Below are 11,747 nucleotides of genomic sequence, written 5' to 3' on the forward strand. Positions count from 1 at the left end.
TATGTCCGAACATAACGAAACACCCGCTAATTCGGGTGCTTCGATTAAAAATATTTTCGATATTCTGTCTGAAAATTCGTTCAATCAGATGTTGAACCAAAATCGGTAATCTTAAGCTTTAAATCAAAGGTCACTGGAATCCGAGTAAATTCCTCGTCCCAATGATCCTTAATCTGTTTCCAGACATGCGGCTTTTCAATGCTGTACCAATCACCGAATCCTGCTACCTCCACCTTGTAAGTGGACTGCATCTTATGGATAAGACTATTGATATGTTGGGTTAATTTCTCTTCAAATATCTTCTCTAGTTCTTTGAAGTAACCAACACTCGAGGAATGCTCTTTCACATCCCAATCCTCTATTAGTCGTCCAGTGGACTCAATTGCAACATGAAACGATATCTTCTTATCATCGGTTTCATTCAGTGTAATCTTGCTCTTAACGGATTTAATCTCATAAGTAATCGAGTCATTCGACTGATCATATGCTTTGATGCTCCCGCCTTTTATATCTCCCTTGATCCAGGCAATACTCTCCACATCATGTTGGTCAAGATTGCCGATCCAATGTCCTGTATCTCCCTTGATAATACCGGCTCCGGAAAATTCGACCTCACCGTGTGCCTCCACAACGTTCTGCAACACAAAGCTTTGCTTGGAGTACATCAGCGCATCTAGATTCGACAACGTTATGCCCTTCATAACTTTACTGGTTCTGAAGTTGTTATGGACCATCTCTGCCAGTCGAAAGGAAGGAATCTCCTCCGAGGTCGTCATAAGCGTATCGGACGCGCGACCTTGACTAAGAAATATGAGACAGCTGGGACGGATATCGTTATCTCGCAGTACAAAGTCCATCAACCGTCTGATCTTCTCCTTTTGCACTAGATCCTCTGATATGACTATAACCTTGAGATGGTGGCCTATAATTGGACGGTTCTGGCGAATGGAGAACTGCCGGAATACTTCAAGCAGAGAATCTCCTGTCTCTGAAATATTGTTAAAATGGGTTTTCGGTGTTTCGCCATCTTTGCCGGAGTTCCCGATTGTTCTTTCAGGCACAATTTGTACGGTTGCCGTAACTTTATTATGCTTTTGGTAGCTTCCTCCACGTTCCTCGAATTCCCGTTCAAGCGCATTAGGTTCCCCTTTGTCTAGCGCCAATCCCGTATAAACACTTAGGTCTTCAATTTCTTTACTACTCCAACAGCCAGGCTGCGTAAGCAGAATCATGAATATTAATAGTAAGTGTATACCCCTCTGTCTAAACATTCTGCTTGAGTCCTTTCTTCCTAATGAGTAATACAATCGACAATAACAGTGGCAACAATATAAAGATCAGCACACCCATATAGCCAATCGAATCACCAAGACTGAAGACATCATTGATGCGTTGCGGGATCATCGTGCAGATGAAGATTACGGGCATTAAGGCGAACATCACCGGATGGATTTTCAGGTTGAACACTTGCGAGATTCCAAGTGACGCATTAAAGAAAAAGCTGCAAAAATTACAGAACATCTGCATCAGCCAGATGACCAGCAGCGGAAATTCAAATCGTTCAAAAAAGAACCCTGAAATTTCAAAGCTTCGTACCAAATCTATTGTTGGCCAGGTACTGGTGATTACAGAATTAATGGTCAGGCCGCCAATAACCATCACAACAGTAACCAGATATAGCACCAGCGGGATGCAGAATCCGACCATCATCCCCTTGACCGCTTCCTGCGGATGCTCCATAAAAGCCGTCATTGTCATTACAACTTCACAACCAGTAAAGATCAGGATGCTTGACTTCATGCCCCGGATGACCGGCATCAGACCTTCACTCATAAAAGGACGCAAATGCTGGATATCAAAAATCCTGGTGCTTAAAATAAAACAAATGATCAGAATAAAGATACTGATTGGAAACACAATCTGAAACACGCGGGCAATGGAATTAATCCCACCGTACACCAAGTAAGTACCAACCCAGATGAACGGCATCACGATCGCCCAGGTTGGTGTCCCTTCCAGAAGAAAGAACAATGTTACTTCCGCCAATACACGGATTTCGAATCCCGCAATCACAATAAAGTACAGAATCAACAAAGAACTCAGCACACCGCCTGGAAGATTTCCAACAATTTTTTTAGAATACTGAAAAACAGTTTTACCTGGAAATTGCTGACTAAGCTTCACCATTACCATTATCACTAAAAACACGATAATACCACCCAGCACCACAGAAATCCAGGCATCTGGAGTCTTCACAGCTTGGACAATATCTCTGGGCAAGGTCAGAATACCAGCTCCTAGCATCGAATTCGTCAATACTATGGCAGCCTGCGAGGTTGTGATCTTGTCATCCGTACGTTTGAACACTGTGGTCTCCCCTCTGCTCCTGATAAGAATACATTCTCTAGGATCTCCGCTTTTTCTTTTGGGTCTTCAGCATCTCTGGTCTTCGCTTCATGATGGATAACGGCGCACGGACGAATAAATCCTTCCAGTCACTTCCCCGGAAAGGCGAGATAGGGGTGATGTAAGGAACCCCGAAGCTTGAAAGTCGAGTCAGATGACTGCAAATCAGCAGAAAAAACAGGATGGTTCCGAACATGCCCAGGACCGCCGCAAATAACATGCCTGCGAATCGTAAGATTCGGAGGGTAATGCCGGCACTGTACATCGGTATGGAAAACGAAGAGATCGCTGTCACGGCTACGACAATTACTAGAAAGGGACTTACAATACCGGCCTGTACCGCGGCATCTCCAATGATCAGACCTCCGACAATTCCCATTGCTGGACCTATGGGCTTCGGCAGACGAATTCCAGCTTCACGTAAGATTTCAATAGAAATCTCCAGAATCAAGACTTCAATTAAAGCAGGAAAGGGTACACCTTGGCGTGTTTCGATAATGGAAATCGCCAGTTGTGTAGGAATTAGCCCCGGATGAAAGGAGATAAAAGAAATATACAGCGCCGGGGCTAACAGAGCCAGAAATGATGCGCAAAACCGTAGCACACGTAATAGTGTTCCTGGAAACCAGCGCTCATAGTAATCCTCGGGAGACTGCAAAAGCATACTGAATGTCACCGGAACAATAAGTGCAAACGGTGTGCCATCAAGCAAAATTGCAACTCTTCCCTCTAATAAGGAGGCAATCACACGATCGGGTCTTTCCGTGTTCTGTGTTTGCTGAAACGGACTTAAATAATCATCCTCGATTAGCTGCTCTACATAACCAGATTCCAGAATGAAATCCATATCAATTTTGGAGATTCGGTCCTTTACTTCCTGTAACAGATCAGGATTTACAATGTTTTTCATATAAGCGATAACCAGATTCTTCTTGATTTCGCTGCCCACTTCAACCCTATTCATTTCCAGATTCTTATTGAGTCCTTGGCGCCGTAGCATAGAGGTATTCTCGCTGAGCACTTCGGTAAAGCCAATCCGTGGTCCCCGCAGTAATGCTTCGGAGGTCGGCTCAGTAATTGCGCGGACTGCTCCATGTGGAAAGCCAACCAGCAGCATTTCACGCATTCCCTCGACAATCAGTGCAGTGTAGCCAAACAGGACAGACTCCTGCAGATAGTCCAAATCTCTGGTTTCATTCAGCTGAACCAGCGGAAGCATATTCTGTTTCATATAGGTGTATATTCCTTCTGAAGCCTGCATTTCACCGGCAAACATCAGATTTTGCAGCACCTGTTGATTGATTAGTTCTTCATCCTGCATTCCCTCAACATAAACCAACGTGGCACGTGCCTGAATACTTTTAACTGAGAATTCACGGAAATGCACATCACTGTTTTCCCGCAATGCCGTTCTTATCGCTGTTAGGTTGGCATCATAGTCTTGGGTAAACGCAGTAGTCACAGGACGCTGCTGATTTGCTTCCTCGTTGTCTGCCTTCTTCGGTTCCGAATCCTGAGATTTAGCCCCTGATTCCTTGGAGCGTCCGCTTCCAACATAAAAATACAAATGCTTGTAAAAATAATAAATCCCTATGGGAAAGAGCAGCGTGATCGCCGCCTGCATAAAAATTGTCCAATCCGGAATATACGAGACTATTTTAGACCACATCGTTATCATCCTTTAATAGGAATCTTCTAGATACTATTCTCCGCCTGCCCTATTTTTATACAACTTCTGGAATAGGAGGAAAGTCTAGATCGGCGCAAGGGGATAAATGTTGCTGTGCGTCCGAACATAAAGAGACGCCCGCATAAGCGGGCGTCTCGATTAAAAATATTTAAGATAGTTACTGTGGTTGCCGCCATTGTTTTAACACTTCTAGCAGCCCTGGAACATCTAATCCATCCAAAGAAAAAGCTTTGCGCAGCAGCTCATGTGGGATGAACTCGTCATACTTTCCGAGGTAGGGTGCTTCATCTGGAGATAACAATGTTAAAGGATCAGCGGCAGCCATACTCTCAGCGATGATCTCCGCTTCCAGCGTTTCTGCATCTGTTTTGCCTGCAACCACCATATAATAAGGCTCCATCGGCACGATAGAACGAAGACCCTGTGAGCTTTTCAAATTGTTCTTAAGAAGGCGCTCTAGTGTGCGGAATTGCCGACTACCCGCCCACGGTAAGATAAACATCGAATCTCCACCTGCTGGCATAACGGAACGTTCAAGCATTCCACTTTCCTTCGCTAAACGACGAGCTCGCTCAAGCCGCGCAGCCGCACTCGGAGCAAGATACGGATACAAGGATGTTGCGCCTAACACTTCACGTATTTTGGTCATAATTCGTGTATGCACATCCCCGCCCGCTCCAAGCCACAACGTATCCACTTTACCGCGTGAGGTTTTTACATAAACAGCTTTATGGCGATTATCGACCTCTTCTACCTTCCAGAGCTTCCCTGCCAGAGTAAAACAGTAACCCGGTGGTGGTACAGTTGTGATCGAACCAATCTCTTCAGTCCCGTTATAGACAACATGCTCTTCATCGTCTTTGAAGACTGCGTAGAAGCGGAAGTTGTTCACGATCTTCTCCCCCGCCATCCCAATAATCAAGCTGCCTTCATCCATCTTCTCGATTTGTCCCATGCCCAGCATATAAGTCATGAAGGTATCGTAGTCCGCAGGATCAATGCTATTGAAGGAAGGTAAGCTTAGTACAGCCTCCTTTAAATCCCCCGGCTCCGCCTCCCCCATACTCTTCAATATGCTCAACGTCTGATGGTATAACAGCCCGACTGGCAGCTGGCGCACCACCAGTGGTTCAACCCACTTCTCGCGTACATATAGCTCAATAACCGCTATCGCCCGAAGCAGCGTCCAAGGCATCCGTGCCGGAAGCTGTGCTTCCTCATCCTCTTCCTCGGGCGTGACAAAGATCATCTCGGATGCGGCGTCACCGCGCCTGCCCGAGCGGCCGAGCCGCTGCACAAAGCTTGCGCAGCTATAAGGAGCGCCGACCTGGAGCACTCGCTCCAGCTCTCCCAGATCAATGCCCAGCTCCAGCGTCAAAGTCGCTGCCGCAACTGCAGGTCCGGAGCCTTGCCGCAGCGCGGCTTCCGTCTCTTCGCGGAGCATCGCGGAGATGCTGCCATGGTGAACGTGAAAAACATCCCGTTCCCCACGCTTCGCGGCCGTTCTCCGCAGCTCAAGGGTCGCCGTCTCCGCATCCGAGCGGCTATTCGTGAAGATCAACGCTTTCTTAAGATGCGTATGATCATAAATGAAATCGTAATAAGACTGCTTCGCGCGTTCTAAATGCTCCGCCTGCACTTCATCCCGTGCATCCGGGAAAGAGAAATGCTCCACACTTATACGGAGCTTACGCCCGCCCTGTGGAGCGGACACCTCTACGCTCTCCCGCGTCCCTGCCGCCAGCCACTCCGTCACCGAAGCATAGTCGCTAAGCGTAGCCGATAGACCGATTCTACGCGGATGACATCCCGCCATTCGTGAGATTCTCGCCAGCTGACTCAGAACCTGAATCCCCCGATCAGCACCCATAAAGGCATGCACTTCGTCAATGACAATATAACGGAGATCATGGAACAGTGCCGGGATAGCATTCGGACGGTTCATCAATAGTCCTTCAAGCGATTCAGGGGTAATCTGTAACACGCCGGAAGGATTCTGCACCAGCTTCGTCTTATCGGCTTGCGGAACATCCCCATGCCAGTGCCACACCGGAATATTGCCTTCACGGAGCAAATCGTTCAGCCGTGTAAATTGATCGTTAATCAATGCTTTCAGCGGAGCGATATACAGAATACCAACCGAGCCGGAAGGACGTTCATACAGCTCAGTAAGCGCTGGAAAAAAAGCCGCCTCTGTCTTACCTGAAGCTGTACCCGAAGCAATCAGTAAGTGATGCGGCGTATCAAACAGTACACGACAGGCATCCACCTGCGCCTCGCGCAAAGTCTCCCAACGGTTCTTATAGATAAACTCTTTAATAAAGGGAGCCAGCCTATAAAACGGATTATCACTCATAATTCAAACTCCGCGAGGAATCCATCTAACTCATTTTGTTCAGTATCGGCAGGTTTAGAGGTTCGTTCGCCCACTAACTTCTCGAAAGAGATCTCCGGATGCTGGTGTAAGGTGTGCAGTAGATCCATGAAATCACGCACCACTTCACGCGGAGTCAAGAGCTCGTCTGCCCCTAATCTGCCCACAGCTTCTTCCATAAAATGAACCAATTGTTCCTGTGTTAACTGTGCTTCGTAACCATAATGAAGGGCATGGATATCTCTAAGCTTTTGCAAAAGGATCAGAATTTCTTCGTGTGAGAGCATGTCCAGTGCAATAATAGGCCCAGTATAATTGTTCAGACCTGCTGCGCCGTATCTTCCTGCAACTAATCTTGAACGCAGCGCTTCATAACTAAATAATCCACGCCGTCCATCCTCCACAAATTGCGGAGTCCCCCCTATAAAAATCCCTAAGCTTTCTGCCTTGCCCTGCATCGTATCGTTGAACATCGTAAGCAGCTTTTCATAGTTACTCTGACGTGAGATGCTGTTCGTGATTTTGTAGAGATTGACGCCTTCGTCTATGAACAGCAGCAGTCCCTTATAACCGATAGCAGAAGTGAATTCTGCCCACAGCTTCATATAATCATACCAATTATCATCATCAATAATCACGCCAACACCAAGTGCTTTTCGTGCTTCCGTTCGAGTGGCGAATTCACCTCTTAGCCAGCGAAGGGAATCCTGCTTCAATTCATCGTCAGCCAGCTTATGGGCATTCCAATAAGAAGCCAGCACCTTGGCAAAATCAAATCCATGCACCAAACCGCGCATTTCGGAGGCTACAGCAAAGATTCGTTTCTCTACCTCGTCTCCAAGCTGGGGGTGATCAGGGCCATATTCATTCTCTTGCATCACAGACTGCTGAAGCGTAATGATCCATTTTTGCAAAATAATCTCCAGAGCGCCTCCATCTGGACGCGTCCGGGTAGACAAATGACTCATCAGCTCTCGATATGTAGCAAGACCTTGTCCTTTCGTTCCCACTAATCTTCGTTCAGGGGATAGATCCGCATCGGCTACTACAAAATCCCGATCCATCGCATAATTACGGATCATCTGCAAAAGAAAGCTTTTGCCGCTACCGAATTTGCCGGTAATCAGCTTAAAAGCAGCTCCACCCTCCGCAATATTATCCATATCTCTCAATATCGCTTCAATCTCTGGCCTGCGGCCAACGGCTATATGCTCTAGTCCGATACGCGGAACCACACCGGCTGTCAGTGAATTGACTAGCGCTGTCGTCATGCGTTTGGGTATTTTTAAACCATTCATCCAAAGTTCACCCCATTAAATATTAAGCAGATGAATTTTATATTCTTCTGCAATTTCTTCACCATCTATGATCAAATCACCTAGAATGTTCATTGCGATATCATTGATCTCATCAATCAAGAGTTCTGACATCGTGCCATTTGCAGCCGCTAGCTTCTGTATGGTTTGTGTTCCATCCTCGTTCATAAGCGCAATCAGAGCTTCGTGTTGGAGTGGACTTAAAGCATTAGAGAACTGCTCCCACTTCGTATCTACGTTAGCAGATTGAATTTCTTCTATAGTTAATTCAGGCTCAAGAGACTGAAGCGGTACAATGATTTCATCTTCAATATCTTCAAATTCTTCTTTTTCTACTACTTCTTCAAGCTCGGATTCCTCATTAGTAATCTCAAAACCGCTATCCTCAAGTTCTTCCAGCTCATTCATTTCCTCAACCGTAAGCATGGTTCGTACAATCTCGGAATCACTCTGCAGCCTTTCAAGCTTCTCACGATCAATAACTACTGCCGGCCCCTTATCTTCCTGTTTCTCTTTCTCAAATTCCCGCTTCAGAAAACGAGTGATAAGGTCATCCATATCCGCATCCACATTAACCCCTTTGAGCCGTCCTCGATACCCCAGCAGTTCCCGTAATTTATTCTCAGTCAAACGGAATAGCCTTGTAATCAAACTGCGAAGCGGTGGAGATTTACTGATACGCACAACCGGTATAAGTACTGAATAACCATATAGCGAAATATCATATACGGCGCTACGAAATAAATAACGCTCCCTCATTACTGAGGGGCCTGGTGGGAACATTTCAACCAAATTCGAGCCATGTTTCCGACTGACATAAGCGTTGATTAATGCCACTACCTGTGGAATATATCGTTCAAGGGCTTCTTTACCTTCCCCCATATAAAACTTCGATTTACTAATATCGTAGTCTGACATTGCTGTTAATACCGTAAAGGTTAACTGCTCAGGAGCTACAGTAAGACATCTCTCTAACTCTAGCTCTGCCAGATCTCCGGCAAGACCGCGTGAACGAGCAACGATTAAAGATAGAGGCACATTCAAATGATGAACAAACGAGAAGTCCGCGATCCAACCACCCAAATATTGATCCAGACGTTTATAATTTTCACGATAAGCTTCCCAGATTTGACTGAGCTGCTTATAGCCATCATAAGGATCTTGCCAACCTACACCATTAATAAGCTCATACACGTGCAGAAAAATATATGAAAGATCCGTTTTCGGATATCTACCCTGTCTAACTTCATTGCGCCAATAAAAATACCATCTACTTTGCGTGCCCGTCATATGACCATACGTTGGCCAGTAACTCTTAAAAGGAATAAATAGCGCCGAATCCTCGGTTCTATGTTCCAACTCCTTCGCTCTAGCTACAAACTGACCTTCGGTGGTTGTCACAGGCTCCGGCGTGTCGGTCTCCAGATCCCAAAGCTGAAGCTGTAAAGAAGGTTCAGACGACGCTTTAGGCTTCCCTACATTTGCAGTAGATAACTTTGGCAGCGCTGGTTCTGATGAATTTCGCGGGGGAATAGGAACATTTTGTTCCGTACTTTCCCAGACTAATTCCGTGAAATGAGGCTGATTCCTATCCTTACTCATGTTCGATCGCTCCGTTCTTATAAAAGAAGGACTAATGCAAGCATAACGCCTTCTTTGCGGGGGCCCTAAATATATAGTTTCTAATGTTAAAAAAAACGGCCCTGTTCACAACTGTGAAGGAACCGTTTTGTTCTTATTAAATTTTAGCATTGTTGGTAGATTAACATCAAGTATGTAATGAAGAATTATCCTCTACAGGAGCTCCGTTCCCTTTGTCTCTTTTCCTAGGAAGAGCACCGCTAACGCACCGATAATAATCGTTACAAAAAATAACATGAAGATCGAGCCAATCGCTATAGATTTACCTACCAGCACCCCTACTAACAAAGGAGCGATGATGCCGCCAATCCGGCCAAAGGAAGTCGCTAAACCAGCGCCTGTTGAGCGAATAGTTGTTGGGTACAACTCTGGTGTATAAGCGTACATGCCACCCCATGCTCCGAGATTAAAGAACGATAAGCAAATCCCGGCCGCCATCAGCATGCCTTCTGTAGTTGCATTTCCGAACCATGCCGCACTAACGGCAGTGAACAGCATATAGAGGACCAGGACAAACTTACGTCCGAACTTTTCGATGAAGTAAGCGGCAGTAAAGTAACCCGGCAGCTGAGCTAGCGTCATGATAAGCACGTATTCGAAGCTTTTAACCAAGCTGAAGCCTTTAAGTACCATAACTGTAGGTAGCCATAAAAACATCCCATAATACGAAAACACTACAGTAAACCATAAAATCCACAGCATAATCGTAGAACGACGATACTCTGGTGACCATACTGTTGTGATACGTTTTTTCAAGGACACAGGCGCCTTCTTGATCTCAGCAAACTTCGGTGAATCGTCTATAGCACGTCTTAAGTATAGAGCGTATAGAGCAGGAACAGCACCAATACCGAATGCTACACGCCAGCCATAATCAGGAATCACGAAGAATGCAATTAAAGCAGAAGCGATCCATCCAACCGCCCAAAAGCTCTCTAGTAGCACAACCGCACGGCCTCTCTCACGGGCAGGCATACTTTCAGACACTAATGTTGAGGCGACGGGCAGTTCCCCACCTAGTCCAAATCCAGCGATAAATCTAAGTACACAGAGTATTCCGAAGCCTGTTGCAAAAGCCGATAACCCACTCGCAGCCGAGAAAATTAGGAGTGTCCATAGAAGTATCGGTTTACGTCCAAAACGATCGGCTAATATCCCTGCTGCCGCAGCACCCACAGCCATGCCCACGGAGTTAATACTTGTCAATATACCTATCTGCTCCGGTCCCAGATTCCAATCCTTGGCTAAAGCCGCTACAACAAAAGAAATCATCCCGACGTCCATCGCGTCGAACATCCAGCTTAAGCCTGCACTGAAGAGTAATTTCCTTTGCTTCGGATTCCGCAGCAGTGTCATTTGATTCACTTCTAAGCCCCCTTATATCCAACATATATCTTATGAAACTTACTTTTGATTGTTTCACTTATACATATTAAAATTGAAGCGTTCAAAAATCAAGAAATAAAGCTGCATTAAAGTATTGTCTGGCAAGCGATTGAAAATAACAGGTCTGAACAGCTATCGTGGCTATCAGAAGTATGTTGCGGACAGACTCTCTCTGAGATCTCGTAAGATGCGTCAGCCGATTGATCACACGATCTGTGGAACTTCTAAGTAGGGAATCTTCTTTCCAGGAGAACTCCTTGTGTAAAAGTTGATCTACTTTACATTGGGTTTGTATAGTTGGATTGCTCTTGATCTCTTCAAACAGTCCAGCATATGCGTAATACAGCTTTGTCGGTTCTATAAGATCATCATCGTCTCGATCTGGCTTTAAGAACATTAATCGGAATAGCTGACGAATACTTTCGAAATTTAGAGCCGATTTGAGATCATCGATCATAAACAGAAGTGCTGCCTGATTAACTGAATACTTCTTTCCTTCTCTTGGAGAACCGAGATACTCTTTAAAATCACGCTTCACCCAATTTTGCATAGTAGTCACAGTCAAAGTGGAATACTCTATTAGATGGCCTAATGAAGCAATTTCACCGAGTGAAAAGCCTTTTACATCATGGCCCTTAATGATCTTTTGAAAAATGGGTGGAACATCTGTAGATAAAAAAGCGGGTAACGAAGTCCCCTTTTGTACTTCATCAAGATGAAATTTAGTCCATGCCTCTTGGAGGATATTCAGCGGTTTCCGGTCTGATAATCCGGTCAATGAGAGCAGAAGACTGGACATCTCCACACGAGTCAATGCAAATGATTCCATATCTGTTTCCCTCCACCATTTGATATTTCTCTGAAAAGTTCGTAGAATAGTTCATAAGAACTCATAATATGAGTATAACCTATTTTAGGAACGAAAGGGATGGTA

8 protein-coding genes are annotated in these 11,747 nt (G+C 45.5%); all 8 read right to left on the minus strand.

Annotated elements, in window-relative coordinates:
- Positions 1-80 precede the first annotated feature (80 nt).
- The 8 genes from MHI27_RS16340 to MHI27_RS16375 all read right to left on the minus strand — a co-directional run bounded on the left by MHI27_RS16340 (position 81) and on the right by MHI27_RS16375 (position 11,642).
- A complete protein-coding gene (locus MHI27_RS16340) occupies positions 81-1,271 on the minus strand; it encodes a Ger(x)C family spore germination protein (protein WP_405174210.1) in 1,191 nt (396 codons plus the stop codon).
- A complete protein-coding gene (locus MHI27_RS16345) occupies positions 1,264-2,367 on the minus strand; it encodes a GerAB/ArcD/ProY family transporter (protein ID WP_405174211.1) in 1,104 nt (367 codons plus the stop codon). Before MHI27_RS16345 ends, MHI27_RS16340 begins: the two co-directional genes overlap by 8 nt.
- A gap of 37 nt (positions 2,368-2,404) precedes the next feature.
- Positions 2,405-4,075: a spore germination protein gene (locus MHI27_RS16350; protein WP_405174212.1), complete on the minus strand. Its 1,671-nt coding sequence runs from the start codon at positions 4,073-4,075 to the stop codon at positions 2,405-2,407.
- A gap of 178 nt (positions 4,076-4,253) precedes the next feature.
- Complete coding sequence (locus tag MHI27_RS16355; protein WP_405174213.1) at positions 4,254-6,452, minus strand: DEAD/DEAH box helicase; 2,199 nt, start codon at positions 6,450-6,452, stop codon at positions 4,254-4,256.
- Entirely contained in the window at positions 6,449-7,768 is a 1,320-nt protein-coding gene (locus MHI27_RS16360) for an ATP-binding protein (RefSeq protein ID WP_405174214.1), read from the minus strand. The genes MHI27_RS16355 and MHI27_RS16360 overlap by 4 nt, the downstream gene beginning before the upstream one ends.
- Positions 7,769-7,783: 15 nt before the next feature.
- Positions 7,784-9,388 carry a TerB N-terminal domain-containing protein gene (locus MHI27_RS16365; protein ID WP_405174215.1) on the minus strand — a complete coding sequence of 535 codons (1,605 nt, stop codon included), beginning with the start codon at positions 9,386-9,388 and terminating at the stop codon, positions 7,784-7,786.
- 192 nt (positions 9,389-9,580) lie between these two features.
- Positions 9,581-10,783: an MFS transporter gene (locus MHI27_RS16370; RefSeq protein WP_405176754.1), complete on the minus strand. Its 1,203-nt coding sequence runs from the start codon at positions 10,781-10,783 to the stop codon at positions 9,581-9,583.
- A 91-nt stretch (positions 10,784-10,874) separates the two neighbouring features.
- Entirely contained in the window at positions 10,875-11,642 is a 768-nt protein-coding gene (locus MHI27_RS16375) for a DUF1836 domain-containing protein (protein WP_042188578.1), read from the minus strand.
- Between the last annotated feature and the right edge of the window lie 105 nt (positions 11,643-11,747).

This window comes from Paenibacillus sp. FSL H8-0261 (assembly GCF_045040645.1).
In the GTDB taxonomy this organism is placed as follows: domain Bacteria; phylum Bacillota; class Bacilli; order Paenibacillales; family Paenibacillaceae; genus Paenibacillus_AQ.

Bases quoted from the DNA above. Each gene is read 5' to 3' on its own strand.
- MHI27_RS16340 (WP_405174210.1), bottom strand. From the start codon at position 1,271: ATGTTTAGACAGAGGGGTATACACTTACTATTAATATTCATGATTCTG.
- MHI27_RS16350 (WP_405174212.1), bottom strand. From the start codon at position 4,075: ATGTGGTCTAAAATAGTCTCGTATATTCCGGATTGGACAATTTTTATG.
- MHI27_RS16355 (WP_405174213.1), bottom strand. From the start codon at position 6,452: ATGAGTGATAATCCGTTTTATAGGCTGGCTCCCTTTATTAAAGAGTTT.
- MHI27_RS16360 (WP_405174214.1), bottom strand. From the start codon at position 7,768: ATGAATGGTTTAAAAATACCCAAACGCATGACGACAGCGCTAGTCAAT.
- MHI27_RS16365 (WP_405174215.1), bottom strand. From the start codon at position 9,388: ATGAGTAAGGATAGGAATCAGCCTCATTTCACGGAATTAGTCTGGGAA.
- MHI27_RS16370 (WP_405176754.1), bottom strand. From the start codon at position 10,783: ATGACACTGCTGCGGAATCCGAAGCAAAGGAAATTACTCTTCAGTGCA.
- MHI27_RS16375 (WP_042188578.1), bottom strand. From the start codon at position 11,642: ATGGAATCATTTGCATTGACTCGTGTGGAGATGTCCAGTCTTCTGCTC.